Raw genomic sequence first — 26,379 nt, 5'->3', positions numbered from 1 at the left:
TATTAAATATATATTAGACTAAAATAAAATGCAATATTAAATTAAAAAAAGATAGTGATATCACTATCTTTTTTTATTATTCTACTGCGATAACTTCTCTGTTTTTGTAATATCCACATGATCTACAAACTCTATGTGGTTGTTTTGGCTCATGACATTGTGGACACTCAACAACTGTAGCTTTGTTTAGTCTATAAGAAGAAGCTCTTCTCTTGTCCCTTCTAGCTTTAGAAGTTTTTCGTTTTGGTACAGCCATTTAAAACACCTCCTTAATTCTTAGGAAAAAAATTCTTTAGTTTTTCAAATCTTGGATCAATATTTTCTTGAATACAATTACATCTTGTATTATTTAAATCTGCTCCACATGTAGAACATAATCCTTTACAATCAAAGTTGCATAAGGATTTCATTGGTAAAGAAAGAATTACTTGGTTTAAAATATGTTCTCTAATATCTAAGGTATCATCTTCATAGTAGAAAACTTCATCATAGCCCTCATATTCTCTATCAGTTTCTTCCTTTCCCTTTACAAGCTTTCCAGATAAAATAGTTTTTATTTCATTAGTAGCAGGCTTTAGGCATCTATGACATATCTCATTGTAAACATAAGATATTCTAATATCTATAGCCTTTTCCCCGTCTATTTTAAATACTTCACCTTCATATTTTATAGGTTCAACTATTGCAATGTCTCTTCCATCTAAGTTTAAACTATCTATTTCTAGTTCTTCTTCAAAATGCAAAAGATCATTGGTCCCATCAAGAAAACTTGATAAATCAATTATCATATTTTTCACCTCTTAGACTAACAAAGATAATTATATAAAGGAGGCATCGATTTGTCAAGAATAATATTATTTAGATACTAATCCTAATGTATCTCTAGCTATCATTAATTCTTCATTTGTTGGAATAACAAGTATAGAAGCAGAAGTCAAATCTTTGTTAAGTTGAGCTTCTTCACCTCTTACGTTATTTAATTCAGTATCGATTCTAATACCTAGACATTCTAACCCTTCACAAACTTTCTCTCTAATGTAACTTGAGTTTTCTCCAATACCTGCTGTAAATACTAAAGCATCTATACTGCACATAGTAGCTACATAAGCTCCTACATATTTTTTAACTCTATTAACAAATACATCTAAAGCTAATTTAGCTCTTTTATTTCCTTCTTCCATTGCTATTTCCAGATCTCTAAAGTCACTACTAATTCCAGATATTCCTAGTACACCAGATTGTTTATTTAACATACTATTTACTTCTTCAAATGTCATATTTTCTTTATCCATGATAAATGGAATTATAGCTGGATCTATATCTCCTGATCTAGTTCCCATTGCTAAACCTTCTAGAGGAGTAAAGCCCATACTTGTATCCATAGATTTTCCACCTTGTACTGCACACACACTAGAACCATTTCCTAAGTGACATGTAACAATATTTAAATCCTTAATATCTTTGCCTAATATTTCGGCTGCTCTTAATGATACATATTTATGTGAAGTTCCATGGAAACCATATCTTCTAATTTTATATTTTTCATAGAATTCATAAGGAATAGGATATATATAATTATCTGCCTCCATAGTTTGATGGAAAGCCGTATCAAATACTGCAACCATAGGTGTATTAGGCATTAGCTCTTTACAAGCTTCAATACCCGTAATGTTTGGTGGATTGTGTAAAGGTGCTAATTCTATACACTCGTCAAGAACTTTCATAACTTCGTCATCAATTATAACAGATGAAGCAAATGTTTCTCCTCCATGCACAACTCTATGTCCTACTGCTCCAATTTCATCCATAGATTTTATTGCTCCATGATTTTCATCAATCAAAGCATTAAGTACTAAACCTAAAGCAACTTTATGATTAGCCATAGGCTCTTCAATTATTACTCTTTCTTTGCCTGTAGTATCATGCTTTATTCTAGAACCTTCGATTCCAATTCTCTCTACAAGTCCTTTACATAATACTTCTTCTCCATTCATATCTATAAGTTGATATTTTAGTGAAGAACTTCCACAGTTAATTACAAGAATCTTCATATTTTTTATTCCTCCTAATTTAATTAATTGTTCTTTTGTCTATAATTCATAATATTACATTTGTGTTAAAAAATCAACATGATATAATTAAAGAAAATATAATTTGGAGGTTACTATGACAGTTGTTGGATTTATTACCGAGTACAATCCTTTTCACTATGGTCACAAATACCACCTAGAGCAGTCTATAAAAAAAACTGATGCAGATTATTCAATTGCCATAATGAGCGGATCATTCCTGCAAAGAGGTGAACCATCCTTTATTGATAAATGGACTAAGGCCAAAATGGCCATAGATAATGGCATAGATTTAGTATTAGAATTACCCTTTATTTTTTCATCCCAAAGTGCAGAATTATTTGCTTATGGGGGAGTAAAGTTGATGGATAGCTTAAACATTGTTGATTATTTAGCATTTGGCAGTGAGTTAGGAGACTTAGAGCCATTAGCTCAAATAACTTCTGTACTATCAGATGAACCGGAATACTATAAAGAAAAATTAAAATATTATCTATCCCGTGGACTATCATATTCAATATCAAGAAGCAATGCATTAGAAGAATACATTAATATTACTTCTCCAGATAATTATCATAACTATAAGGAAATAATTAGGAAATCTAATAATATATTAGGTATAGAGTACCTAAAAGCATTAAATAAAATTAATTCTAAAATAGTTCCTATAGCAATAAAACGCTCTGGTAGCAATTATAACGATTTACATTTATCTGATGGTTTTGCCAGTGCTACTGCCATAAGAAATTTAGTAAAAAATAGCACTCTAAGTTCTATCAAAAACTTAGTTCCTATTGAAACTTATTTTTGTTTACAAGAATATATAGAAAAATATAATCATTTTAATTATCTAGAAAATTACGATCAAATATTTCTTTATCTAATTCGTACACTAGATAAAAGTAAGGTTCAGAATTTATTAGATATTGAACCTGGTCTTGAAAATAGGATGATTGAACAAGGATATAAAAATAATAATATCAAAGAAATAATTGACAACATTGTAACAAAAAGATATCCAAGAACTCGTATACAGAGATTATTTGTTCATTTACTAAACCAACTTGATGGCAATACTTTCAAAGACCTTTATGATCTTTATCCATCCTATATTAGAGTATTAGGTGCTAATAAAAAAGGTTTATTCTTATTAAGTGAAATCAAAAAAAATTCTTCCTTACCTATTATAACTAAATTTGCTGATTATAAACATTTTAATAATGAATCTTTAGAAAAAATTCTTATGTTCGATAAAAAAGCAACAGATATATTTTTTATTGGATTAAACTCTTCAAGGCCACTATCAAATATGGATTATTATAATTCTCCTTATATTAAATAACACATCATATTAACCTTCTATAGTTCATAATATGAATTATAGGAGGTGCAAATATGAAAAATAAAAATGGGCATAAAACATTTAACTTTACATTATTTTTTCTATTAATAGTTATTATAGTTTTAATCGGAATCATAACTAACCCTAAACTTTCTCTAAGCAGTGCTGCATCTGGCATAGCAGTATGGTTTAATATTATTTTACCCTCTCTTCTACCTTTTTTTATTATATCTGAAATACTCATCGGGTTAGGCTTTGTTGATTTTATTGGTAAATTGCTACAGCCATTAATGAGACCTATCTTCAACGTTCCAGGAGAAGGAGCTTTTCCATTGACTATGTCCATATTATCAGGATATCCAGTAGGCGCTAAATTAACATCTAGGTTACGAGAAGAAGGTCTAATAACAAAAGATGAAGGTACTAGACTGATATGCTTTACCAGTACTTCTGGACCTCTTTTTATGCTGGGAGCAGTTAGCATTGGAATGTTAAATGACTCTAAGCTTGCACCACTTATTATTATCCCTCATTATTTATCTGTATTGGTTTTAGGCTTATTATTTAGCTTTTATAAATCCAATAATAGAAGGCTTATTATCTCAAAAAAAAGAAATCTATTTGAAGAAATTCAAGAATCATATGTTACATGGATAAAAACAAAAAAATCCATAGGTTCTTTGATAACAAAGGCTGTCAAAGAAAGTATGGATACTATTATATTGATAGGTGGTCTAGTAATCTTCTACTCAGTAATAGTTGAAATATTATTTAATATGGAATTCTTAAATAATATAATCTATCATCTAAGCAATTTATTACCTATAGATATACAATTAATAAAAGGTATAATTATAGGATTTTTTGAAGTTACTATAGGCTGTAAAAATATTGCAGCTTCACAGTCAAGTTTAATTACAAAAATATTAATCCTTAACTTTACGATTGGATGGAGTGGTTTCTCTGTTCATAGTCAAGCACTCAGCTTCATCAACAATACAGATATAAATACTAAGCTATATATAGTATCCAAATTCTTACATGGAATATTATCAGTATTATTTGGCTATGCACTATATCTGTTAAAATATCAGAACTATATACAGCCTACTATTTACTATCCGATGTACTATAATAATCAATTTAATTTGTCTAATTGGATTTATTTACTTACTAGTTCAACAAAACTTGCTTTAATTATGATTATATATATATTCTTATTATCAATGCTTGTTTCAACAGCATTTAAGACATTAAAAGGTTCTAATTAGAGCCTCTTAATTCTTTTCTATTTTCATTTAACAATTGAATTAACTCTTTCAGATTCTCTTGAGTCTCTTCTAGAAGACTATCAGCATAATCCATGGCACCAAGTCTAATTTCTTTGGCATTTGTTTGGGCTTTTGTAATTATTTCTTCTGCCCTGGAATTTGCTTTTTTTGTAATCTCATCATCATCAACTAACTCTTGTAATCTATATTCTGCTTCCTTTAATAACGTATCTGCATCCTTTTGAGCTTCTGCTAGAATTCTTTGTCTTTCTTCTTTTATCCAAGTTGCTTGCTTGATTTCATCTGGTAACTTAATTCTAATTTCTTTCAATATTTCTAAAATTTCAAATTTATCCACCATAACTTTCCCTGAGAATGGTAAGCTTGTCCCAGCTTCTACAATATCTTCAATTTCATCAATTAATTTTAAAACTTCCATAAGTATTATAGCCCTCCTCTAAATTTATTCTTCAAAGCTTGTTCAACAACTTCAGGAACAAAACAGGAAATATTTCCACCAAACATAGCTACTTCTTTAACAATGCTTGAACTTAGATATGCATATTTACTGCTAGATACCATGAAAAAAGTTTCAAGTTCATTGTTTATTTTTTTATTCACTAAAGCCATTTGCATTTCATATTCAAAATCTGAAACAGCCCTTAGACCTCTAATCATAGTTGTACAATTCATTTTTGTTGCATAATCAGTAAGAAGTCCAGAAAAATAGTCTATCTCCACATTAGGGAATTCTTTTGTAACTTCCCTCAACAATTGAATTCTTTCTTCTAATGAAAAAACACTTTTTTTTGAGGGATTATTTAATACAGCTACAATAAGATGTTCAACTTTTTTAGAAACTCTTTCTATAATATCTAAATGACCATAGGTAACTGGATCAAAGCTACCTGGATACACTGCTTTCATAAAATTTCCTCCTTAGTCCATTCTCTTGTAAAATGATAAAGATTTGCTGCCATATCTTCTAAAATCTGATTTTAGAAACCCAGATAAATTGTCTTCTAAATCTAATTCTTTTTCATGTTCTATTATTATTATACCATCATTAGCCAAAATATTTTCCCTATTAATTACCTCTAGTAATTTTTCAATTAAACCATTCTGGCGAAAAGGAGGATCCAAATAAATATAGTTAAATACCAATCGTTTTATACCAAATTTCTTTACTATCGATAGAATATCAGATTTAATTACAATACTTTGTGATAAAAACTTTGTATGCTCCAAATTTTCATTGATAATATTTATACTTTCTATAGAATTATCTACAAAATAGCAAGTCTTTGCTCCTCTACTTAAAAACTCTATACCTATAGAACCAGAACCCCCAAATGCATCTAATACTACACTATCTTCATCAATATGTCCTAATATATTAAATAAAGATTCCTTAGTTCTATCCTCAGTTGGTCTTACACTCATTCCTTTAGGTACTTTTAATTTATGTCCTTTTCTTAAACCTGATATAACTCTCAAATATTTACCTCCTTAAAAACTATATCACTAGTATTTTATCATATATTGCCAATATTAAAATAGAAATTAATTAAATGTAGAATATTCTCCTAAATTTGAAAACATTTCTTGTATTTTTTTCTTTAATTCTCTATATTTTTCTTGTTCTAAGTTTGGATCTTGATTTACTATATTTACAGCTTCTTTTTGTGCTACTTTTAAAATATCCATATCTGTAAATAAATTTGCAACTTTTAGCTCAGGTAATCCATGTTGTCTGGTTCCAAAGAATTCTCCAGGCCCTCTAAGTTCTAAATCTTTTTCAGAGATTTTAAATCCATCAGTAGAATTTTGTAATACTCTCATTCTCTCCCTAGATATTTGATTATTACTTTCATTTATTAATATGCAATAAGATTGATGTTCACCTCTACCAACTCTTCCCCTTAGTTGATGTAATTGAGCTAATCCAAACCTCTCTGCATTATAAATAACCATGATATTGGAATTTGGCACATTTACTCCTACCTCTACAACAGTAGTAGATACAAGTATATCAATTTTGTGATTTTTAAATTCTTCCATGACTAAATCTTTTTCCTTAGGTTTCATTTTACCATGTAGCAGTCCTACTTTAAATTCTTTAAAAATATTATCTTTAAAATCCTTATATAGTTCTTCCGCAGCATTAACAGTCAAGGTTTCACTTTCCTCAATTAAAGGACAAACTATATATGCCTGCCTACTTTCTAAGATTTGTTTTCTAATAAAATTATTAATCCTTTCTATCATCTCAGGCCCAACAGCATATGTTTCTATTTCCTTTCTACCTGGTGGCAATTCATCAATAATTGAAACATCTAAATCTCCATATAAAATAAGGGCTAAAGTCCTAGGAATTGGAGTTGCAGTCATAACTATTACATCTGGATTATTACCTTTATGTGATAAAATAGCTCTTTGTTTCACACCGAATCTATGTTGTTCATCTGTTATAGCAAGGCCTAATCTATTAAACTCTACATTTTCTTGGATTACAGCATGAGTCCCAATTAAAATATCTATTCTTCCTTCTTTTAAGTCTAGTAAAATTTCTTCTTTAGCTTTAGGAGAAAGACTTCCAACCAATAGCTCCGTCCTAATATTATAGCCAGAAAAAAACTTTCTAATTGATTCAAAATGTTGACTAGCTAATATCTCTGTAGGAGCCATCATGACAGCTTGATATCCAGAAGATATAGCCTTAAACATTGCAAGGACTGCTATTATAGTTTTTCCTGATCCCACATCTCCCTGAACTAGTCTATTCATTTGAATGTCATTTTCCATATCTGCTTCGATCTCTTTAAAGACTTTAATTTGTGAGTTTGTAAGTTCAAAAGGTAGCTTTTGGATAAAGTCATTTATTTCTACAGTTTTATTAAACCTAATACCTTTATTATTTGTAAAATTTCTATTTTTAATAATAAAAAGTCCCATTTGTAAAGTTAAAAGTTCTTGGAATGAAAGTCTCTTTCTAGCCTTTTCCAATAGTACACTATTCATAGGAAAATGAACATTTATGATAGCATCCTTTATATCCATAAGATCATATTTATCTATTATTTCCTGTGGTAAAAATTCTCTAATCTGATCTATATATTCCTTGATAGAATAATCTATTATCTTCATAATCTCGTTATTAGTTAATCCTTCAGTTAAGGAATATATAGGAGTTATTCGACCTACCTTATTCATAGTTCCTGATTTCTCAAAAACAGGACTCATTATTTGAATCTCCATACCTACCTTATTTATTTTACCGTTTACTATTATTTTTTCACCAACTATAAATTTATCTTTTAAATATTCTTGATTGAACCACACTAAATAAGCATTATGAGAACTATCTTTGACGGGAATTTTTATAATAGATAAATTTCTTCTAGGTCTAAGTATATTGGCTTTACCAATTATTTCAACCTCTAAACTTACTTTTTCACCTATCATACATTCTCTCAAAGTCTTAAATTTTGATCTATCGTCATAATCCCTAGGTATAAAATACATTAAGTCTTCTACAGTATTTATATTTAATTTTCTTAATCTAGAAGCTCTTTTGGGACCTACACCTTTTAAATATTGAATATTTACTGCCATATATGATCCCTCCAAAATTAATCATATTAAAAAACCCCACCAAAGGGCAGGGTAAATTATTCTACAGAAAATATATAGTAGTATATAGGCTGACCACCAAATATTAATTCTATATCTATATCATTATACGCACTAGATAAATAATTTTCTAAATCCTCAGCTAACTCTTCAGTTAAGTCACTTCCGTATAATATTGTAATTAGTGAAGTATCCTCGTCAACCATATTATCAAGTAGTTTTATAGCAACTTCATTTATCTCCTTACCATTTGCTATTATATCGCCTTCAGCAATTCCAATAATATCATCTTTATATATTTTTGTATTATTAAATTCTGTATCCCTAACAGAATAAGTAACTTGACCTGTTTTAACGTAAGCTATGGACTCTTTCATACTTTCTGTATTTTCATCTACAGATTTAGACTCATCGAAAGCTAGTAATGCAGCAATCCCCTGAGGTATAGTCTTAGAAGGAATAACTATAATATTTCTAGAACTAAGTTCCTTGGTTTGTTCTGCTGTTAAAATAATATTGCTATTGTTAGGAAGTATAAATACATTTTTACCTGAAGTATTATCAATGGCCTTAAGTATATCCTCTGTACTTGGATTCATTGTTTGCCCACCAGAGACTAAATAATCTACATTAAGTCCCTTAAATACTTCATCAATTCCCTCCCCAATGGATATTGCTACAAAGGAATATTCCTTTTCAAAATCATTATTTTCTACATTATTAGACTTAGATAATTCCGATTTTAATAAAATCTCCTCATGTTGATATCTCATATTATCAATTTTTATATCTGTCAGTTCTCCAATACTAAGAGCTTTCTCAAGTACTATTCCAGGGTTATTTGTATGAACATGTACCTTTATTAGACCTTCCCCACCTACTACAAGTAGTGAATCGCCTTGTAATGATAATTCATCTCTAAATAAATCAATGTCCTCATATTTAGTATTAATTATAAATTCTGTACAATAACCGTATTTAATATCATCAGTATCTATATGTTCATGGTGGATATATTCCTTTTGTTCCACCTTCTTCTTTTCTGGGGTCTTAACTTCGATTTTATCAATACCTGCTAAAGCATTATATGCACCTGTCAATACATAAATTAAACCTTTGCCTCCAGCATCCACAACCCCTGCTTGCTTTAAAACTGGAAGCATTTCTGGAGTTTTATTTAAAATTATTTCTCCATGATTTATTACTTTTTTAAGAAAAACTAAAATATCTCTCTCTTCTTTACAAATAGAAATAGCATATTCTCCACACTCTCTAGCTACTGTTAATATAGTCCCTTCTGTTGGCTTCATAACAGCTTTATATGCTGTATCAGCAGCCTGTTTAAAAGCCTCAGCAAGTGTTCTAACATCAGCAGTATCTTTTCCATTTAAACCATTTGCGAATCCACGAAAAAGCTGTGATAAAATAACACCTGAATTACCCCTAGCCCCCATTAATGATCCATGTGAAGTGGCTAATGCTATTTTAGAAACACTATCTTCATGAAGGTTAAGTCCTTGCTTTATAGCAGAATTTACTGTAAGCGACATATTTGTACCTGTATCTCCATCAGGAACAGGAAAAACATTTAAGGAGTTTACCTCCTCTTTATTATCTTCTAGGAACTTTGCTGCACCAGCTAAAGCTTTTTTAAGCATTGCCCCATCTAGAATTTCAATTTTCAATTATAGTACCTCCTCAAACTACTTTTCAACTCTTATTCCTTGTACATGTACATTTATTTTGTCTATTTTTAGACCAGTTAAATTTTCAACATTAAACTTAACCCTATCAATTATATTCTCAGCAACTACAGAAATCCTTACACCATATTCCAATATAACATGTAAGTCAATAGTCAATTTATCATCCTTTGTATATACCTTTATACCTTTAGATAAATAGTCCCATTTCAATAACTCAAATAATCCATCTGTCGCATTCTTTGAAGCCATACCCACTATACCATAACTCTCCATTGCAGATATTCCTGCAAGAGTGGCTATGACATTGTCATCTATACTAATTGCTCCATATTCTGTATTGGTCTTGGCTGGCATGTATAATCGCCTCCTTCTTTTCAATATACCATATTCTATATTTTACCCTAAATGTAAAAATAGTTCAACTAAATCCTATGATTATAATAAGATAATAATACATTTTGGTTGCATTTTTACTAATTATTATGTTAGAATATAATGTGTTATTATTGAAATGTAGAAAATATACTTTAAAGTATTTTCAGTAGTAGATTAAGGAGGTGTTTTTCATGGCGAAAGTTTGTGAAGTATGTGGAAAGGGAAAAGTATTTGGTAACAAAGTTACTTTCTCAAATAAAAAGAGTTCAAGAAGTTGGTCACCTAACATTAGATCAGTTAGAGCTGTAGTTAATGGTGGAACAAAAAAAGTTAATGTATGTACTAGATGTTTAAGATCTGGATATGTTGAAAGAGCACTATAATTATGTAATAAAATAAGGCTTCCATATAAAAATGGTAAGCCTTATTTTATTTTTAGGATCAATGCTCCCATTATAAGTAATCCGATTCCAATTAATATTAGAAGTACTTCTATAGGTATAAACTTAATAATTATTAAAAAACCAACTGCAGCTAAAGTTATACCTATTATTTTTCTCATTTTTTGTATATACCTATAGTAAAACCTCTTCATAATCAACACCCCTATAATACTTTATTATATTGTATTCAAACATTAAAGAAATAGTTACAAAAAGCTTAGGATAATTATCCTAAGCTTTAATCTTTTGAAATAAATACTAATGCTTTTCCTCTATGAATTTCAATTATTCCAATATCATCAATAATTTTGTTACTGATTCCGTGGGTAGATCCAAATTTAATAAATTCTCTATCTAAATTATAGAAAAAACCCTTTAAAGATATAATTATTCCCTCTTCTACTATTGGTACAATAGAGATATATTTATCCTCTAAATACTGTAATTCCATATAGTTGTCTATTAAATAGATAATATTATTATCATCTATGATTTTTCCCTTAATTCCTTTATCATGTAAAGTATTTAGCAAAAATATATTTGCCATGGTATGGTCTTGTCTAGTTCCTGTCACTCCCATTAGTATAATTTCCTTATACTCTTTATCTATTAAATATTCCATAGCAAGGGCAGTATCAGTTGCATCTTTAATAGATGAATACTTTTCCACAGTTATATTGTTATCTTTTATATAATTTAATGCAGATTCGCTAATAGAGTCTAAATCGCCCATTACTAAATTAGGCTTTTTATTGATTTTTGCAAGATGATTCATTCCTCCATCTGCACATATAATAAAATCAGATTCCTTAACTACTAACTCTAATATACTATAATCTGTAATAGTCCCACTTGAAATGATTAACCCTTTCATTTACATCATCCTTTTTTATAACGAATAGGAAAGTTCTACGTTAATAGTATAGTATTAAGAACTTTCCGTCAATGAATTTTAAGCAAATTGTCCAAATCTTTGATTTTGTGCAAGTAACCTATGCAGTGACCAAGAAAAACTTCTGCTAATTTTCATTTAGAAGTTTTTCTTATTTTGCTTTTATTGCCTTATTTAATGGTTTCCAAATAATTGCGATTACAATACAAGAAATAATTAATTCTGGAACTAAATAATAAGCATTATATTCAATTGAATAAATCCAAGGATTTTTATCTCCAGCATATTCAGCAAAAAAAACTACACCTGATAAAACATGTGATATCATTCTTCCCAATATCCCTATAAATACAGCTAAAAAAACATTTAAATATCCTTTAAAAGAATTCTTGTCCTTTATATAATATGCAATTCCAGCTAAACCTAGCAAACCAAAAGCTAGCGGATAGTCTAACACAAATTGAATTGGATGATAGAAATAAGGTTTTAAGATAAATTGTAATATACCATAAGTACTTCCTATGGCTAATCCCGGTATTAAACCCCAACGAATGGCAAATAAAATAATTGGAATCATACTTCCAGCAGTAACTGATCCTCCCATAGGTGCCTCATAGACTTTAATATAACTTAGTATAGTAGCTAGAGCAATCATCATACCACCTTCTGTCAACATCTTTACATCCCATCTTTTCACCATAAAAACTCTCCTCCTTTAAATTAATAAACCCATTACCAACGTAGGCAATGGGTATTTAAAGGCTAATACACACTTCCCTACGCTAGCATTACCTAGGTCAGGTCATAAGGGTCGGGATAAATCCACTCTCAGCCAATTGGCTCCCCTAGTGTTAATCTTCTTCAATTAATTCTATTATAGCATATAATTATTAATTTACAACTGTTTAAATTGTCTAGTTCTATGTTCTATATCTTCTGCTCCAAATACATCTGAACCTGCTACTAATAAATCAGCACCACAATTTAAGATTTCCTTGGCATTATCTAATTTCACTCCACCATCTACTTCAACAATAATATTTAGTTCTCTTTCATCAATTATTTTTCTTAGTCTTTTTATTTTTCCCTTCATAGACTCAATGAAGGATTGTCCCCCAAACCCTGGATTCACTGTCATAATAAGAACTAAATCTAAATCCCCTAAAACATACTCTATAGACTCTAATGGTGTAGCAGGGTTTAGTGATACGCCTGCCATGATGCCATAGGATTTTATCTCCTGTATAGTTCTATGAAGATGAGTAGTTGCCTCTTGATGTACAGTTATTAAATCAGCACCTGCATCAACAAAATCCTTAATATACCTTTCAGGTTTATCTATCATTAAATGTACATCAAAAGGGATTTTAGTAATTTTCCTCAGTTTCTTTATTACTGGAGGTCCAAAGGTAATATTAGGTACATAGATACCATCCATTACATCTAAATGAAGATAATCGGCACCACCATTTTCTATTTTCTTTATTTCATCCTGTAAATTAGCAAAATCTGCTGAAAGTAATGAAGGCGCAATTTTAGCCATATTAGTACCTCCTAATGTTTTTTATTTCTTCAAGGAAAAGTAAATAATTTTCGTATCTCTCCTTAGCAATATTTCCTTCTTCTACTTGTTTCTTCACTTCACAATCTGGTTCATTTCCATGTAAGCAACTAATAAATCTGCAATTTTCTCCATATTTATATATTTCTTTAAAATAATTTTTTAATTGAATCTCTTCTTCAATAAAATCTATATTTAAAGAACTAAAACCTGGAGAATCAAGAACAAAGGCATTATCGTGTAATTCTAAAAGTTCAACATGTCTAGTAGTATGTTTACCTCTTTTAGTCTTAGTGCTTACATCACCAGTCTCCAGCTTGAAATTCCTATTAACTGCATTTAATAGAGATGATTTTCCAGCACCTGAAGGACCAGCAAATACTGATATATTATTATCTAATGCAATTTTTAATTCATCAATACCAATTCCCGTTAGTACGCTAGTATTTATCACTCTATATCCTATATTTTCATAAATAGTTTTCAGTTCTAATGCCTTCTCTGGCATTAAATCAGACTTATTTATACAAATCATAATTTCCAGTTTTTCATGCTCAGCCATTATAAGAAATCTATCTAATAGCCAAGTATTAACATCTGGCTTTTTTATGCTCATGACTATTATAGCTTGAGTAATATTTGCTACTGGTGGCCTTAAGAGCTGAGATGTTCTTGGATATATTTCTTCAATATATCCTGTATTATCTTCATCGCTTATCCTAATCTTTACTTTATCTCCTACGAGAGGAGTTAAGTTCTCCTCTCGAAATATACCTCTTGCCCTACACTCTACTATACCAGATTCTGTTTTTACATAGTAAAATCCACCAATGCCTTTTATTATTATCCCATTTACCATAAAAGCCCCCTATTCATCCTTAGTTATAGTCCTTTGATGCACAAGTGTATCATTACAGTATACTTCAAATACAGCACCTATTTTACCACTAAATGTTTCATAAACTGATTCTTCAGTAGCCTTATGCTTTTTATTATATACTATATCTGTTATACCATCTTGAGTTCTTAGTATCTTAATTGTGGTCTCTTCTACCTCTGGCAATGGAGTCAATAAGAAGGTTATTGGTCTCTCCTTATTACTAACATCATTTTCTTCTCCATTATTAATAGATTCCTCACTCGGTCCACTACTTATAAATAAATCAACAGCAGTCTTTGTCTCTAACTTTGTTCCTTGTACATAACTTTGCCAAGTTACTTGATCTTTAGCTACAGTTTCACTTGGCTGAGGTGTTATATCCCCAACTTCAAGGCCTAAATCAAGTATTTTCTTTTTAGCTTCTTCAATATTAAGTCCAACTACTTTTATCATATTTACATGCTTTATTTCTTCCCCTTGGCTTACAACTAATTTAATTCTAGTACCTGGTTCTACAGAGCCACTATCTGGATCTTGACTAATCACCACATTTTCAGGTATGGTGTCTGAATGTTCATAGTCTACTTTTGTCTTTAATCCGGCATCGTTAAGAATTTCTTCTGCATCTGCTAAATCCCTATTTACTACATCGAGAACTTTTACAAGATTATCCCCTTCACTTACGGTCACTTCAATAGTATAACCTTTTTTTACCTTAGCATTTTCTTCTTCGTTTTGAGTCATAACTTCACCAGCTTTGAACTCACTACTTTTCTTTCTACCAACAACTTCAAATTTCAAACCTAAATCTTCTATTTCTTTTTTAGCTTGTTCTTCTTGCATTCCAGTTATTTTAGGAACAGTGACTTCTTCACTAATAAAGAAGCTTTTTAATTTATAGGCTCCTAACCAAATACTAGTTGCCAATAGAAATGCCAAAAATATACCTAAGAAAATAATTTTTCCGCTACCATCCTTCTTACTTGTCTTCTTTGTACTTTTTACCTGTTTCTTGCTTTTCACAATTTCATCATCCTCTACATCAACTATAGGAATTATTTTAGTATGGGAATCATAACCATTTATATCTTCAAAATCAGCATCCTCTATATTGTCTCTTACTTTTTTTAAATCCTTTATTAGTTCAGTAATATTGCTATATCTGTCTGCCTGCCTTTTTTGGACGCATCTTAAAATAATATTTTCAAAGCCTATAGGTATCTGACTGTTTAACTCTCTAGGAGGCTTTATATCTTCTTGAACATGTTTTAGTGCAACAGTTATTGGACTTTCCCCTTGATAAGGTAATTTTCCTGTTACCATTTCATACATAACTATACCAAGAGAATATATATCAGACTTTTCATCAGTATATCCTCCCCTAGCTTGTTCTGGAGAAAAATAATGAACAGAACCCAAAACATTAGAAGTGGTAGTCACTGTAGAACTTGTTGCTGCTCTAGCTATACCAAAATCTGTAACCTTAACTCTATTATCATCTGTAATCATAATATTGTGTGGTTTTATATCTCTATGAACTAAATGGTTTTTATGAGCATGTTGTAAAGCTTCTGCTATTTGATAGGAATAATCTAATGCATTCTCTATAGATAATTTACCTTTTTCTTTTATAAGTTCTTTTAATGTCTTGCCCTTTATATATTCCATAACAATATAATAAATCTGATTATTTCCATCGCTTTCCACACCAACATCATATATATTCACTATATTTGGATGAGAAAGACTAGCAGCAGCTTGAGATTCTCTTCTAAACTTTCTAACAAATTCTTCATCATTTACAAATTCATCTTTTAAAACCTTTATAGCTACAAACCTATCTAGTAGCTGGCACTTTGCTTTATATACTAAAGCCATGCCTCCGCCTCCGATTTGTTCTATTATTTCATATCTTCCACCTAAAATCTTGCCTATCATCTTTTCACCTCATCTAATTAAATTTAATAGCCACTATGGTAATATTATCGAAACCACCTTTATTGTTGGCCATAGTAGCCAGAGTCTCACAGGCTTTTTGGACATCATTTTCTCCCATAAAAACATCCCTAATTTCAAATTCCTTTAACATATTAGAAAGGCCATCACTACACAATAGTAATATATCATTTTTATTACATTCTCTAATTATCAAATCCATTTCTATAATACTACTAGAACCAACAGCTCTAGTTATCATATTTCTTTTTGGATGGATTTTTGCTTCTTCTTTCGTTATGCTACCAGTTTTTAGAAGTTCATTTACAAAGGAATGGTCTTCCGTTATTTGGCATATATTCCCTTCTCTAATTAAATAAGCTCTGCTGTCCCCAACATGTCCTATACAAATTTTATCCTTAAATATGTAGGCCAACGTTATAGTTGTACCCATACCTTTATATTTTTCATCTTCTAGGGACTTAAGATATATTTTTGTATTAGCTTCTTCTATTGATTCTTTTATCAACTTGATTATTATATTTTCATGTAATAGATTATCTTTTGCCTTCAAAAAATTGCTTTCAATAATACTTCTTGCCATAGTACTTGCTACTTCTCCAGCTTTATGTCCTCCCATTCCATCGGCCACCATATATAAGGGAAAATATAAATCCTTAGATGCGTAAAAAGCATCCTGATTATTTTCTCTAATCTTACCAATATCAGAAATAGAACCTATGACCATAATACCACCCCATTAAAATCTTTTATTATCATTACTTTGAGTAACAGCACGCCTTAACTGCCCACATGAAGCACTAATATCTCCACCCATTTCTCGTCTTATAGTTACAGCAATATTAGCTTTAATTAATCTTGCCTGCACCCTCTCTATATTTTCTCTACTTGGCCTGTCCTTTTCAAATTCTTGAATGGGATTTAAGGGAATTAAGTTAATGTGACAATTTAAACCCTCAAGAATTTTAATTAGCTCTTTTATATCCTTATCTCTGTCATTTACATTGTTAATTAAAGTATACTCAAAGGTGATTCTCCTATTAGTCTTTTCCGAATAAAATTTACATGCCTTTATTAATTCTTCTATAGAATATCTATTAGCTATAGGCATTATTTTTTTTCTATCATTATCAAATGGTGAGTGTAAGGATATAGATAAAGTTATTGGTAGATTTTCCTTGGCTAAATCATAAATTCTAGGAACAACACCACAAGTTGATAAAGTGATATTTCTTAAACTAATATTATGACCCTTTTCATCATGGATAATATCTATGAACTTCATAGTATTATCGTAATTATCTAGAGGTTCTCCACTTCCCATTAATACTATATTAGAAATACTTTTTCCTAAATCCTTTTCCATCATATAGATTTGATTTACCATTTCCGCCGGGGTTAAATTCCTTATTAGCCCTTCTTTAGTAGAAGCACAGAAAGAACACCCCATCTTACAACCTACTTGAGTAGATATACAAGCAGTTAATCCATGATTATATTCCATAGCCACAGATTCAATAATATTCATATCATCTAATGAAAATAAATATTTTTTGGTATTATCGATTTTGGAAGCAAAGACTTTGTAAATGTCTATCTTATTTATTTTTGTATTTTCTATTAGATACTTTCTTAATTTTTCAGGTAATATCTTTAAATCTTCAATATCTAATTTTTTATTTCTATTAAAATATGAAAATACTTGTTCTCCTCTAAAGGCTTTTTCTTCTATAGAAATCATATATTTCTTCAGTTCCTTCAAAGTTAAACTATTTAGTTCAATCTTGTTCAAATAATCACCTCAATGCTATCCTAATATAATATTATACATAATTATTAAATATATATCTATCTTTCTTTAATTATTTTTGCAATATAAAATCCATCAGTATTGTGAATATGAGGAAATAACTGGATATATCCACTTTTTAAAGTTGTTATATCCTGTTTATTGTTCATTTTATCTTCTATATTAACTAGCTTGAAATTTTTATTTTTCTCTAAAAACTTATTAATCAAATTAATATTTTCATCTTTTTCTATAGTGCAGGTGCTATAAATTAATATTCCACCTATTTTTAAATAATCCTTTGCATTATTTAAAATATCATATTGTAGCTTAACTAATTCATCTATATCTTCTTCTCTTCTATTTCGTTTAATCTCAGGTTTCCTCTTAATTAGACCTAGACCAGAACAGGGAGCATCTAATAACAAATAATCTGCAATATTTACTAAAGATTCATCTCTTTTAGTTGCATCGGAAATAGAAGTTTCAATAATATTAATATCGAGTCTCCTTGCATTTTCTTCAATAAGCCTAATCTTATGTTCATAAATATCCCTACTCAATATTTTTCCTTTATTATTCATTATCTGTGCCAGATGTGTTGCTTTTCCTCCAGGGGCACTACAAAGATCGACAACTGTACTTCCAGAAATAGGATCCATGATTTGTCCCACTAAGGTACTACTCTCATCTTGAATAATAAAATGTCCTTTTTTAAATTCGGGAAGTTCAGTTATTCTAACAGGATTTTCTATGATTAAAGAGTCCCTAGCATAGATACCATCCTTAACTATAAATCCATAATCTATTAATCTTTCTTTTAACTCATCTTTATTAGTCTTTAAAGTATTTATTCGTATATTTAACTCAGGGGATTCATTATTTTTTCTACATAGTTCTTCAGTGAATTCATCACCATAATCTTTTATCCATCTTTTTACCATCCATTTGGGATGAGAATATTTTATCGAAATATAATCTATCTTATCTTTCACTTCTATTTTCATAAATTCATCTTTATTTCTACTTATATTTCTTAAAATTCCATTTACAAATCCAATAGTCCCTTTATGCCCATGCTTCTTAGCTAAATTAACAGATTCATTAACTGCTGCACTAGGAGGTATTCTATCTATAAATATAAGCTGATATACTCCTATCTTAAGTATAGTTAAAATAACCGGATGAATTTTCTTCAACTTTATTTTTGATGCTTTTGATATTATATAATTTATGTAAATATCATTTTCCAAAACTCCATATACAATTTCTCTAATTAATCCCTCTTCCTTATGATCTAGTCCTTCTACTAAATGTTTTTTTATAGTTATATTAGAGAATGCTCCATTTTCAAAAATTTCGTATAGTATATTTAATGCTATTTCTCTAGCAGATAAATTCATTCTAACACCTCTGTATTTTCTATTAATATTCAAAAAAAAGGGGGACTTATCCCCCAAATTTCTAATCTCTTCTTCTACTTGTTAATGCCAACAACCTGAGAAGTTCTCCAATAGCCACTAATGTTGCAGCTACATAGGTTAATGCCGCGGCTTTTAATACGTCTTTTGCTGGTTTAATCTTATCTCTTTCCATAATCCCATTTTCCAATTGAACTAAAGCTCTACTACTTGCATTAAATTCTACAGGCAATGTTACAATTTGAAATAGCACTACAGCTAAAAATAAAGCAATTCCAAGTTCGATGAAAAATGGAGATATTGCAAATCCAATAATAATAAACAACCATACAAGCCTTGAACCAATATTTGCAATCGGTGCTATATTATTTCTAAGAATTAATGGAAAATATCCTTCAGCATGCTGGATAGCATGACCTACTTCATGGGCAGCTACACTCATAGAAGCAATACTATTTCCTCCATAAATAGAACTGGATAGTCTTACAACTTTAGTCCTAGGATCATAATGATCTGTCAATTTTCCTCCTACTTGCTCAACTCTAACATCGTGGAGTCCATTTCTATCTAATATCATCCTTGCAATCTGAGCACCAGTATACCCTGTTCCGCTAGAGATTCTAGAATATTTATTGAATGCTGAACTAATCTTAAGCTGAGCATAGGAAGCAAATAGCATCGCAGGAAGAACAAATAATATCCATGAACTATAATATCCACCACCATAATAGTTTCCTATCATTCCAATTCTCCTCTCTTATCTACTTTAAAATAATACCTTCTTCTATAGAGTTTCCTCTTAAATATTCTTCTACTTTTAATTTCTTCTTCCCAGGAAATTGAATTTCTTCTAAAATAACAATTTTATCCTGTGTATTCACATATATGCCTTCTTTGTCTACCTTTATTATCTCACCATTATTTCCTTCTTTGACTTTATCTGTCAAACTTGCTTTGTGTATCTTTACAATTTCATCTTGATATTGTGTATATCCAGAAGGCCAAGGTTTTAATCCTCTAATTAAATTTATGATATTTTCCCCTTTATCATTCCAATTTATTCTACCCATATCCTTATCTAACATATGAGCATATGTTGATAAATTATGATTCTGAGGAGTTTTAGTTAATGCTCCATTTCTAATACCCTCTAAGGCCTCTATTATTAGCTCTCCTCCTAGCTCAGAAAGCTTATCATGTATACTTGGAGCATCATCATCTGAACTAATCTGAATTGATTTCCACAATACCATATCACCAGTATCTAGACCCTCTTCCATCTCCATAATAGTAACTCCTGTTTCTTTTTCACCATTTATTATTGCCCAGTTTATAGGAGCTGCACCTCTATATTTAGGCAATAATGATGCATGAACATTATAGCATCCATATTTAGGAATTTCTAAAATATTTGTTTTTAATATTTGTCCATAGGCAACAACAACAATAAAGTCTGGATTTATTGACTTAATCGTATTAATTGCTTCTATATCATTGATAGACTCAGGTTGATAAACTTCTAATCCTAATTCTAACGCCTTTTCCTTCACTGGAGTATATTGAACTTTCTTTCCTCTCCCTTTAGGTTTGTCTTTTTGTGTTATAACTAATTCTATAGAATATTCTTTTGAAAATAAGGACTCCAAAGTAGGTACAGCAAAATCAGGAGTTCCCATAAATACAATCTTCATACTTACACCTCATTACTTAAATCTTCATCTTCTTCTATTTCCACTTCTTCAATTATTTTATCTGTATATAAAATACCCTCTAGATGATCAATTTCATGGCAGATAGCCCTTGCTAATAGTCCTCTTCCCTCTAGTGTTTTCTCTTTTCCATCTATATCTATATATTTTATTTTAACCCACTCAGGTCTATTTACAGTGCCTGAACGGTTGGGCACAGATAAACAACCCTCTATATCTATTACTTCACCTTGTGTTTCCAATATAACTGGATTTATCAATTTAATAGGTCCTTCACCTACATCTATAACTACTACACGTCTGAGAACACCTACCTGTGGAGCTGCTAACCCAACTCCTTCTGCCTCATTCATTGTTTCTATCATATCATCTAAAAGAATTTTTATTCTATCTGTAATTTCTGTAATCTCCTTAGATTTTTTTCTCAAGATTGGATCATTATATAGTCTTATTTCACGTAATGCCATTTATATTCCTCCTATAGTATAGAATTTGGGTCAATGTCAATGCTAAATTTTACATCATCTATTTTTAATTTATATTTATTGTCTATACATACCCTTTTTAAAAGAGTTTTTAAACTACTTATATTTTCTCTTTTAGATTTAATTAGTATTTGCCATCTAAAATTATTTTTAATCTTTTCTAAAGGTGCAGGATATGGTCCAATAATATGATTATTTAATATTTCTCTTTCAATCCACTTTGATTCTTCAACAAGTAAATTATATACCTCCTTAGCTATAGATGCAACTTTATTATTATTTTCTCCATATATAAGCAAACTAATAAGGTCTAAAAAAGGGGGATATAAAAACTCTTGTCTCAAGGATATTTCTGTATTATAAAAACTTTTATAATCATGTTCCTTAGAAAATTGGATACTATAATGTTCGGGATTATAAGTTTGCAGTATAACCTTACCGTTATAATCTCCCCTCCCAGCTCTTCCAGCTACCTGTGTGACCAATTGAAAAGCACGTTCTGGAGATCGAAAATCTGGCAAATTCAAAGTAGTATCAGCAGCTATTATACCTACTAAGGTTACATTTTCAAAATCTAATCCCTTTGAAATCATCTGTGTCCCAATTAGAATATCTATTTTACCATTTTTCATATCTTCTAAAATTGATTCATGACTTCCCTTTCCTGTCGTAGTATCCATGTCCATTCTAGCTATTCTAGCATTTGGAAATAACTCTCTTGCAAGTTCTTCCACCTTTTCAGTTCCTATACCAAAATATTTAATATAGTTAGATTTACATACAGGGCAAATGCTTGGAGGATTTATAGCTAAACCACAATAATGACATCTTAATTTATTCATATTTCTATGATATGTCATTGATATATCACAATTATCGCACTTTACTACATATCCACAATTTCTGCATGATACAAAAGTAGAAAACCCTCTTCTATTTAAAAATAATATGGTTTGTTTTCCATTTCTAAAATTTTCACATATAGAATCATATAATTCTTTACTAAATATAGATTTATTGCCATTACTTAGCTCTTCTCTCATATCTACTACTATTACTTCCGGTAATGCATATTTATTTACTCTTTCTTGTAATTCTAGAAGTCTTAAATTTCCATTTAAACTATTATAGTAAGTTTCTAAGGAAGGTGTAGCTGAACCCATGACCAAAAATGCATTTTCAATATCAACTCTTTTAGCTGCAACTTCAACAGTATTATATTTAGGATTTTGAGATGATTTATACGTGGCTTCGTGTTCCTCATCAATAATTATAAGTCCTAGTTTTTTAAAAGGAGCAAATACAGCAGATCTAGCACCTACAACTATTTTAACTTTCCCCTCTTTTATTCTTCTCCATTGGTCAAACCTTTCTCCATAAGATAACCTACTATGTAATACAGCTACTAGATCTCCAAACCTACCAACAAACCTATCAATAGTCTGAGGAGTAAGGGATATCTCTGGAACAAGTATAATAGAACCCTTTTCATTTTTTATCATTTCTTCAACGAGCTGCAGGTATATTTCTGTTTTTCCACTTCCTGTTACTCCATGAATTAAAAACTTATTCTCCTCGTTCTCCTTATTAAATGATCTTACAATTCTATCAAAAACTTTTCTTTGGGCAACTGATAGATCATGTTTTTTATAATCACTAATATCCTTTTTTATTGGATCTCTATTAACTTCTCTTTCATATATCTTTAATAATCCTTTCTTTTCTATTGCTTTTATTGTAGATAATGTTGTATTCATCTTCTCTGAAAGTTCCTTAAAAGAAATATCTTTTACTTCATAAAGAAACTGGATTATCTCTCTTTGTTTAACAGCTCTTGTTCCAATACTATCATACATCTCTAGCAAAGAAAGTTCTCTTTGTAAGAGTTTAACCCATTTTTCCAACTTCCTATCTATTTTTGTTTTTATATCTATTGTAGTTTCTATAATCCCTCTATTTTCTAAAGAATTCAATGTTTTATTAATATTAGGAAGCTTTAAACTTTTCTTTAAATCTTCTAATAATATCTTTCCATTAATATCTAAATAAGAAATAATCTTTAATTCATCCTCATTTATATCCTTATTATAGTAATCTTCTACTTTCTCTACAAATGTATTCACTTCTTTAAAGTCTCCTGGAGGCAGTACCGGCTGAAAAGCATCTATATAGGATGATAAATAGTATTCCTTCATCCAAGTACTTAAGTCTATTAGTTCCTTCGAGATTAAAGGCTTATCATCTAATACATCAACAACTTTTTTTAAACTATATCCATCATTCCAATAATCAATAATTTGAACTACAATTCCTTTTATCAATTTATTTCCTTTCCCAAAGGGAATTATTACTCTCATGCCTTCTTTCACAACATCCTTTAAATCATCATCAACAATATATGTATATGGTCGATCAACCTGTGATGCTCTATTATTTACTATAATTTGTGCATATTTCTTATTCAATTTAATCATTCCTTTTATATGTGAATATTAAAAGCTAGATAGTCCAATCTAGCTTTTATTATCTAATATATATTTTACCTTATCCACTATGACTCTTGCAACTTCTCTTTTATTCATCATTGGATAATTGGTCTTTATACCCTTATTATCAATTATAGTCACTATATTAGTATCAACATCAAAGCCTGCCCCTTCTTTTGTTACATCATTTGCTACTATAAAATCAAAATTTTTCTTTTTTAATTTTTCCAGTGCATATTTATCTAAATCATCAGTTTCGGCTGCAAATCCAACCATAACCTGATGCTTTTTTTGTTTACCAAAGTAAGCGGCTATATCTGGATTTTTAACATATTTAATAATTAATTCATCTTCTTCATTTTCTTTTTTCTTTATCTTAATAGGACTTACAGTCTCAGGCTTATAATCAACAGGGGCAGCAGATTTTATTAATACATCACAGAAATCAAAATGCTTAGCAACTGCCTTTAACATATCTTCTGTGGTTTTTACTTTGACAAGTTCAACTTCTTTTGGCGGAGTAATGGATGTATGCCCAGAAATCAACACAACTTCTGCACCTCTAGATACAGCTTCCTTAGCTATGCTATATCCCATTTTTCCACTTGAATGATTAGTCATATATCTAACAGGATCTAATGGTTCTATTGTTGGTCCGGCAGTCACAACTATCTTCCTTCCAGATAGATCTTTTTCTACAAGACTATCAATAATATATTCTACAATATCTACCGGCTCTGCCATTTTTCCTTCACCATAATCTCCACACGCAAGTCGTCCTGCTCCTGGTTGAATAAAACTATATCCAAGACTTTTTAACCTATTTATATTTTCCTTTACAATAGGATTTTGATACATCTTAGTATTCATAGCAGGTGCAAATATTATCTTAGCTGTAGAGGCCATTACCACTGTAGTCAATAAATTATCAGCTATACCATTGGCTATTTTACCTATAGTATTTGCAGTTGCTGGAGCAATTAAAATAATATCTGCTTTTTGTGCAAGTGATATATGTTCTACATCATAGTTTGTGATCTCACTAAACATTTCTCTATGAACTACGTTTCCCGACATAGTTTGAAAAGTCAAGGGAGTGACAAATTCAGTAGCTCCTTCTGTCATAATAACTTCAACATTAGCATGGAGTTTTTTTAACCTACTAACAATATCAGCAGCTTTATATACAGCAATTCCTCCTGTAACTCCAAGTGCAATGGTTTTACCCTTTAGCATATAATTACCTCCTACTTTATACTATTTATAGGTGGTCTAGTATAAGTTATTTTCCCTTCTAAAACTTCCTCCAAAGCAATACTCACTGGTTTTTTAGAATTGGTTTCAACCAGTGGCTCAGCTCCTTCAATAATTTTTCTAGCCCTCTTAGCCGTAAGCATAACCAGTGTATACCTACTATCTCCCCTTTTCCCTAATTCATTAAAAGATGGATTTAACATATTATTTACCTCCCTGTGAAATAACTTTATCTTTAATATCAGAATGTCTCTTTACCCTTAATTTTTCTGCCTTTATTATTGCTTCAATATCTGATACAGCATCTTCTATCTTGTCATTTACAACAAAGTAATCATATTTGCCTACAAAGTCTAATTCTTTAAAAGCATTTTCAAATCTTCTATTTATATCCTCTTCAGTTTCTGTTCCTCTTTTAACTATTCTATTCTTCAATTCCTCCATTGTTGGAGGTAAAAGAAACACAAATACTGCCTCAGAGTAATTATTCTTAATTTGCAAAGCTCCTTGTACATCTATTTCAAGCAAAACAATCTCCCCTTTGTTGACTTCATCCATAACAAATTTCTTAGGGGTTCCATAATAATTGGTGTGTACATAGGCATGCTCTAAAAATTCATCATTCTTCTTCATCCTCTTAAACTCTTCTTCATCTATGAAAAAGTAATTAACACCTTCCGCTTCTCCAACCCTTGGTTTTCTTGTAGTTGCAGAAATAGAATATATTATATCTTTATTTCTTTCTAATAATGCTTTACATACGGTACCTTTGCCAGTACCAGCAGGACCTGAAATAATAAGTAAAAAACCTTTTGACATTTGTATCTCCAACTTTCTATATTAATTATTCAGTATGTTCTTCTTTATCATGAAATCTATTTGCAACCGTCTCTGGCTGAACAGGTGTCAAAATTACATGCTGACTATCTGTAATTATAACTGCTCTAGTCCTTCTTCCATAGGTTGCATCTATTAAAAGTCCATTATCTCTAGCTTCTTGAATCAATCTTTTAATAGGTGCAGATTCAGAGCTGACCACAGCGATTATTCTATTGGCTGAGACAATATTTCCAAAACCAATATTAATTAATTTTATTGACATAATCA

29 protein-coding genes and 1 riboswitch are annotated in these 26,379 nt (G+C 30.2%); of the genes, 3 read left to right on the top strand and 26 right to left on the bottom strand.

Annotated features, from left to right (window positions below):
• Window positions 1-76: 76 nt before the first annotated feature.
• The 3 genes from rpmF to KQI38_RS19425 form a co-directional block, all read right to left on the bottom strand.
• Window positions 77-256: a 50S ribosomal protein L32 gene (gene rpmF / locus KQI38_RS19435; protein WP_072972552.1), complete on the bottom strand. Its 180-nt coding sequence runs from the start codon at window positions 254-256 to the stop codon at window positions 77-79.
• A 13-nt stretch (window positions 257-269) separates the two neighbouring features.
• Entirely contained in the window at window positions 270-788 is a 519-nt protein-coding gene (locus KQI38_RS19430) for a YceD family protein (RefSeq protein ID WP_216562424.1), read from the bottom strand.
• A 66-nt stretch (window positions 789-854) separates the two neighbouring features.
• On the bottom strand, window positions 855-2,051 hold the full coding sequence (locus KQI38_RS19425; RefSeq protein WP_216562421.1) for an acetate/propionate family kinase: 1,197 nt from the start codon (window positions 2,049-2,051) through the stop codon (window positions 855-857).
• 115 nt (window positions 2,052-2,166) lie between these two features.
• Here KQI38_RS19425 and KQI38_RS19420 point away from each other — a divergent pair, with 115 nt between their 5' ends.
• On the top strand, window positions 2,167-3,411 hold the full coding sequence (locus KQI38_RS19420) for a nucleotidyltransferase (protein WP_216562417.1): 1,245 nt from the start codon (window positions 2,167-2,169) through the stop codon (window positions 3,409-3,411).
• A gap of 53 nt (window positions 3,412-3,464) precedes the next feature.
• Window positions 3,465-4,682: a sporulation integral membrane protein YlbJ gene (gene ylbJ, locus KQI38_RS19415; protein WP_216562415.1), complete on the top strand. Its 1,218-nt coding sequence runs from the start codon at window positions 3,465-3,467 to the stop codon at window positions 4,680-4,682.
• On the opposite strand, the gene KQI38_RS19410 is transcribed toward ylbJ, so the two are convergent.
• The 6 genes from KQI38_RS19410 to KQI38_RS19385 form a co-directional block, all read right to left on the bottom strand.
• Complete coding sequence (locus KQI38_RS19410; protein WP_216562412.1) at window positions 4,675-5,121, bottom strand: ATPase; 447 nt, start codon at window positions 5,119-5,121, stop codon at window positions 4,675-4,677. The two genes, ylbJ and KQI38_RS19410, sit on opposite strands and share 8 nt — an antisense overlap.
• Window positions 5,122-5,126: 5 nt before the next feature.
• Window positions 5,127-5,609 (bottom strand): pantetheine-phosphate adenylyltransferase, encoded by a 483-nt coding sequence (gene coaD / locus KQI38_RS19405; protein WP_216562409.1) that lies wholly within the window; start codon window positions 5,607-5,609, stop codon window positions 5,127-5,129.
• 12 nt (window positions 5,610-5,621) lie between these two features.
• A complete protein-coding gene (gene rsmD, locus KQI38_RS19400) occupies window positions 5,622-6,179 on the bottom strand; it encodes a 16S rRNA (guanine(966)-N(2))-methyltransferase RsmD (protein WP_216562407.1) in 558 nt (185 codons plus the stop codon).
• A gap of 66 nt (window positions 6,180-6,245) precedes the next feature.
• Window positions 6,246-8,297 carry an ATP-dependent DNA helicase RecG gene (recG, locus tag KQI38_RS19395; protein ID WP_216562404.1) on the bottom strand — a complete coding sequence of 684 codons (2,052 nt, stop codon included), beginning with the start codon at window positions 8,295-8,297 and terminating at the stop codon, window positions 6,246-6,248.
• A gap of 56 nt (window positions 8,298-8,353) precedes the next feature.
• Window positions 8,354-10,000: a DAK2 domain-containing protein gene (locus tag KQI38_RS19390; RefSeq protein WP_216562401.1), complete on the bottom strand. Its 1,647-nt coding sequence runs from the start codon at window positions 9,998-10,000 to the stop codon at window positions 8,354-8,356.
• Between the two features lie 18 nt (window positions 10,001-10,018).
• Complete coding sequence (locus KQI38_RS19385) at window positions 10,019-10,375, bottom strand: Asp23/Gls24 family envelope stress response protein (protein WP_094900043.1); 357 nt, start codon at window positions 10,373-10,375, stop codon at window positions 10,019-10,021.
• 212 nt (window positions 10,376-10,587) lie between these two features.
• Between KQI38_RS19385 and rpmB the strand changes: the two genes are divergently transcribed.
• Window positions 10,588-10,779, top strand: a complete 192-nt coding sequence (gene rpmB, locus KQI38_RS19380) for a 50S ribosomal protein L28 (RefSeq protein ID WP_094900042.1) — start codon at window positions 10,588-10,590, stop codon at window positions 10,777-10,779.
• 41 nt (window positions 10,780-10,820) lie between these two features.
• On the opposite strand, the gene KQI38_RS19375 is transcribed toward rpmB, so the two are convergent.
• The 17 genes from KQI38_RS19375 to remA all read right to left on the bottom strand — a co-directional run bounded on the left by KQI38_RS19375 (window position 10,821) and on the right by remA (window position 26,374).
• Complete coding sequence (locus KQI38_RS19375) at window positions 10,821-10,991, bottom strand: hypothetical protein (protein ID WP_158220037.1); 171 nt, start codon at window positions 10,989-10,991, stop codon at window positions 10,821-10,823.
• 86 nt (window positions 10,992-11,077) lie between these two features.
• On the bottom strand, window positions 11,078-11,713 hold the full coding sequence (locus KQI38_RS19370) for a thiamine diphosphokinase (protein ID WP_216562398.1): 636 nt from the start codon (window positions 11,711-11,713) through the stop codon (window positions 11,078-11,080).
• A gap of 169 nt (window positions 11,714-11,882) precedes the next feature.
• Window positions 11,883-12,431, bottom strand: a complete 549-nt coding sequence (thiT, locus tag KQI38_RS19365) for an energy-coupled thiamine transporter ThiT (protein ID WP_216562395.1) — start codon at window positions 12,429-12,431, stop codon at window positions 11,883-11,885.
• Between the two features lie 57 nt (window positions 12,432-12,488).
• A riboswitch (TPP riboswitch) is annotated at window positions 12,489-12,588 on the bottom strand.
• A 38-nt stretch (window positions 12,589-12,626) separates the two neighbouring features.
• Window positions 12,627-13,274: a ribulose-phosphate 3-epimerase gene (gene rpe / locus KQI38_RS19360; protein WP_094900039.1), complete on the bottom strand. Its 648-nt coding sequence runs from the start codon at window positions 13,272-13,274 to the stop codon at window positions 12,627-12,629.
• Between the two features lies 1 nt (window position 13,275).
• On the bottom strand, window positions 13,276-14,151 hold the full coding sequence (gene rsgA / locus KQI38_RS19355) for a ribosome small subunit-dependent GTPase A (protein WP_216562391.1): 876 nt from the start codon (window positions 14,149-14,151) through the stop codon (window positions 13,276-13,278).
• Window positions 14,152-14,160: 9 nt separating this feature from the next.
• Window positions 14,161-16,110 (bottom strand): Stk1 family PASTA domain-containing Ser/Thr kinase, encoded by a 1,950-nt coding sequence (gene pknB, locus KQI38_RS19350; RefSeq protein ID WP_216562388.1) that lies wholly within the window; start codon window positions 16,108-16,110, stop codon window positions 14,161-14,163.
• A 13-nt stretch (window positions 16,111-16,123) separates the two neighbouring features.
• On the bottom strand, window positions 16,124-16,855 hold the full coding sequence (locus tag KQI38_RS19345; protein ID WP_216562385.1) for a Stp1/IreP family PP2C-type Ser/Thr phosphatase: 732 nt from the start codon (window positions 16,853-16,855) through the stop codon (window positions 16,124-16,126).
• A 12-nt stretch (window positions 16,856-16,867) separates the two neighbouring features.
• Window positions 16,868-17,920 carry a dual-specificity RNA methyltransferase RlmN gene (gene rlmN, locus KQI38_RS19340; RefSeq protein ID WP_246565932.1) on the bottom strand — a complete coding sequence of 351 codons (1,053 nt, stop codon included), beginning with the start codon at window positions 17,918-17,920 and terminating at the stop codon, window positions 16,868-16,870.
• Between the two features lie 56 nt (window positions 17,921-17,976).
• Window positions 17,977-19,353 carry a 16S rRNA (cytosine(967)-C(5))-methyltransferase RsmB gene (rsmB, locus tag KQI38_RS19335; RefSeq protein WP_246565931.1) on the bottom strand — a complete coding sequence of 459 codons (1,377 nt, stop codon included), beginning with the start codon at window positions 19,351-19,353 and terminating at the stop codon, window positions 17,977-17,979.
• A gap of 28 nt (window positions 19,354-19,381) precedes the next feature.
• Window positions 19,382-20,080, bottom strand: a complete 699-nt coding sequence (locus tag KQI38_RS19330) for a zinc metallopeptidase (protein WP_216562384.1) — start codon at window positions 20,078-20,080, stop codon at window positions 19,382-19,384.
• 19 nt (window positions 20,081-20,099) lie between these two features.
• A complete protein-coding gene (fmt, locus tag KQI38_RS19325; RefSeq protein ID WP_216562381.1) occupies window positions 20,100-21,029 on the bottom strand; it encodes a methionyl-tRNA formyltransferase in 930 nt (309 codons plus the stop codon).
• Between the two features lie 2 nt (window positions 21,030-21,031).
• A complete protein-coding gene (gene def / locus KQI38_RS19320) occupies window positions 21,032-21,514 on the bottom strand; it encodes a peptide deformylase (protein ID WP_216562378.1) in 483 nt (160 codons plus the stop codon).
• An 11-nt stretch (window positions 21,515-21,525) separates the two neighbouring features.
• Window positions 21,526-24,006 carry a primosomal protein N' gene (priA, locus tag KQI38_RS19315; protein ID WP_246565930.1) on the bottom strand — a complete coding sequence of 827 codons (2,481 nt, stop codon included), beginning with the start codon at window positions 24,004-24,006 and terminating at the stop codon, window positions 21,526-21,528.
• Between the two features lie 39 nt (window positions 24,007-24,045).
• Window positions 24,046-25,254: a bifunctional phosphopantothenoylcysteine decarboxylase/phosphopantothenate--cysteine ligase CoaBC gene (gene coaBC / locus KQI38_RS19310; RefSeq protein WP_216562376.1), complete on the bottom strand. Its 1,209-nt coding sequence runs from the start codon at window positions 25,252-25,254 to the stop codon at window positions 24,046-24,048.
• A gap of 11 nt (window positions 25,255-25,265) precedes the next feature.
• A complete protein-coding gene (gene rpoZ / locus KQI38_RS19305) occupies window positions 25,266-25,475 on the bottom strand; it encodes a DNA-directed RNA polymerase subunit omega (RefSeq protein ID WP_094900028.1) in 210 nt (69 codons plus the stop codon).
• Between the two features lies 1 nt (window position 25,476).
• Window positions 25,477-26,091 (bottom strand): guanylate kinase, encoded by a 615-nt coding sequence (gene gmk / locus KQI38_RS19300; protein ID WP_216562373.1) that lies wholly within the window; start codon window positions 26,089-26,091, stop codon window positions 25,477-25,479.
• A gap of 25 nt (window positions 26,092-26,116) precedes the next feature.
• Window positions 26,117-26,374 carry an extracellular matrix/biofilm regulator RemA gene (remA, locus tag KQI38_RS19295; RefSeq protein ID WP_094900026.1) on the bottom strand — a complete coding sequence of 86 codons (258 nt, stop codon included), beginning with the start codon at window positions 26,372-26,374 and terminating at the stop codon, window positions 26,117-26,119.
• Window positions 26,375-26,379: the final 5 nt, after the last annotated feature.

This window comes from Tissierella carlieri (assembly GCF_018917285.1).
Classification (GTDB): domain Bacteria; phylum Bacillota; class Clostridia; order Tissierellales; family Tissierellaceae; genus Tissierella; species Tissierella carlieri.
Note: the sequence above shows the minus strand (reverse complement) of the source record. Positions and strands in the feature narration are given on the sequence as shown.

What these genes read in the sequence shown, in the direction of transcription:
- rpmF (WP_072972552.1), bottom strand. Translation starts at nt 256, where the DNA reads ATGGCTGTACCAAAACGAAAAACTTCTAAAGCTAGAAGGGACAAGAGA.
- KQI38_RS19430 (WP_216562424.1), bottom strand. Translation starts at nt 788, where the DNA reads ATGATAATTGATTTATCAAGTTTTCTTGATGGGACCAATGATCTTTTG.
- KQI38_RS19425 (WP_216562421.1), bottom strand. Translation starts at nt 2,051, where the DNA reads ATGAAGATTCTTGTAATTAACTGTGGAAGTTCTTCACTAAAATATCAA.
- KQI38_RS19420 (WP_216562417.1), top strand. Translation starts at nt 2,167, where the DNA reads ATGACAGTTGTTGGATTTATTACCGAGTACAATCCTTTTCACTATGGT.
- ylbJ (WP_216562415.1), top strand. Translation starts at nt 3,465, where the DNA reads ATGAAAAATAAAAATGGGCATAAAACATTTAACTTTACATTATTTTTT.
- KQI38_RS19410 (WP_216562412.1), bottom strand. Translation starts at nt 5,121, where the DNA reads ATGGAAGTTTTAAAATTAATTGATGAAATTGAAGATATTGTAGAAGCT.
- coaD (WP_216562409.1), bottom strand. Translation starts at nt 5,609, where the DNA reads ATGAAAGCAGTGTATCCAGGTAGCTTTGATCCAGTTACCTATGGTCAT.
- recG (WP_216562404.1), bottom strand. Translation starts at nt 8,297, where the DNA reads ATGGCAGTAAATATTCAATATTTAAAAGGTGTAGGTCCCAAAAGAGCT.
- KQI38_RS19385 (WP_094900043.1), bottom strand. Translation starts at nt 10,375, where the DNA reads ATGCCAGCCAAGACCAATACAGAATATGGAGCAATTAGTATAGATGAC.
- rpmB (WP_094900042.1), top strand. Translation starts at nt 10,588, where the DNA reads ATGGCGAAAGTTTGTGAAGTATGTGGAAAGGGAAAAGTATTTGGTAAC.
- KQI38_RS19375 (WP_158220037.1), bottom strand. Translation starts at nt 10,991, where the DNA reads ATGAAGAGGTTTTACTATAGGTATATACAAAAAATGAGAAAAATAATA.
- KQI38_RS19370 (WP_216562398.1), bottom strand. Translation starts at nt 11,713, where the DNA reads ATGAAAGGGTTAATCATTTCAAGTGGGACTATTACAGATTATAGTATA.
- thiT (WP_216562395.1), bottom strand. Translation starts at nt 12,431, where the DNA reads ATGGTGAAAAGATGGGATGTAAAGATGTTGACAGAAGGTGGTATGATG.
- rpe (WP_094900039.1), bottom strand. Translation starts at nt 13,274, where the DNA reads ATGGCTAAAATTGCGCCTTCATTACTTTCAGCAGATTTTGCTAATTTA.
- rsgA (WP_216562391.1), bottom strand. Translation starts at nt 14,151, where the DNA reads ATGGTAAATGGGATAATAATAAAAGGCATTGGTGGATTTTACTATGTA.
- pknB (WP_216562388.1), bottom strand. Translation starts at nt 16,110, where the DNA reads ATGATAGGCAAGATTTTAGGTGGAAGATATGAAATAATAGAACAAATC.
- KQI38_RS19345 (WP_216562385.1), bottom strand. Translation starts at nt 16,855, where the DNA reads ATGGTCATAGGTTCTATTTCTGATATTGGTAAGATTAGAGAAAATAAT.
- KQI38_RS19330 (WP_216562384.1), bottom strand. Translation starts at nt 20,080, where the DNA reads ATGATAGGAAACTATTATGGTGGTGGATATTATAGTTCATGGATATTA.
- fmt (WP_216562381.1), bottom strand. Translation starts at nt 21,029, where the DNA reads ATGAAGATTGTATTTATGGGAACTCCTGATTTTGCTGTACCTACTTTG.
- def (WP_216562378.1), bottom strand. Translation starts at nt 21,514, where the DNA reads ATGGCATTACGTGAAATAAGACTATATAATGATCCAATCTTGAGAAAA.
- priA (WP_246565930.1), bottom strand. Translation starts at nt 24,006, where the DNA reads ATGATTAAATTGAATAAGAAATATGCACAAATTATAGTAAATAATAGA.
- coaBC (WP_216562376.1), bottom strand. Translation starts at nt 25,254, where the DNA reads ATGCTAAAGGGTAAAACCATTGCACTTGGAGTTACAGGAGGAATTGCT.
- rpoZ (WP_094900028.1), bottom strand. Translation starts at nt 25,475, where the DNA reads ATGTTAAATCCATCTTTTAATGAATTAGGGAAAAGGGGAGATAGTAGG.
- gmk (WP_216562373.1), bottom strand. Translation starts at nt 26,091, where the DNA reads ATGTCAAAAGGTTTTTTACTTATTATTTCAGGTCCTGCTGGTACTGGC.
- remA (WP_094900026.1), bottom strand. Translation starts at nt 26,374, where the DNA reads ATGTCAATAAAATTAATTAATATTGGTTTTGGAAATATTGTCTCAGCC.